Origin of the sequence: Paenibacillus luteus (genome assembly GCF_006542765.1) — a bacterium.
Classification (GTDB): domain Bacteria; phylum Bacillota; class Bacilli; order Paenibacillales; family Paenibacillaceae; genus Pristimantibacillus; species Pristimantibacillus luteus.
Window position 1 is genome coordinate 1 of the sequence record NZ_SKCD01000095.1, and the last position, 546, is coordinate 546.

Sequence of the window (546 nt, forward strand, 5' to 3'; positions counted from 1 at the left end):
ACCCTACCGAGGCACCCCTTCTCCCGAAGTTACGGGGTCATTTTGCCGAGTTCCTTAACGAGAGTTCTTCCGCGCGCCTTAGCATGCTCTGCTCGCCTACCTGTGTCGGTTTGCGGTACGGGCACCTAGATCTCACTAGAGGCTTTTCTTGACAGCCGGAGTACATGACCTTCGCTACTGTAATTTTCGCTCCCCATCACAGCCCAGCCTAATAGTGTGCGGATTTGCCTACACACTAGCCTCACTGCTTGGACGGACTATTCCATCAGTCCGCGTCACTGCCCTTCTGTGTCACCCCATTGCTCAAACAATCTTCGGTGGTACAGGAATTTCAACCTGTTGTCCATCCACTACGCCTTTCGGCCTCGCGTTAGGTCCCGACTTACCCTGAGAGGACGAGCCTTCCTCAGGAACCCTTAGGCTTTCGGCGGACAAGATTCTCACTTGTCTTTTCGTTACTCATACCGGCATTCTCACTTGAATACAGTCCACCAGTCCTCACGGTCCAACTTCAATCCGTATTCAACGCTCCCCTACCCAAGTACC

Annotated in this window: 1 rRNA gene; it reads right to left on the minus strand. The window is 53.3% G+C overall.

The window, feature by feature from the left end:
• Positions 1-546 (minus strand): 23S ribosomal RNA (locus E0496_RS34480); the annotation flags it as partial.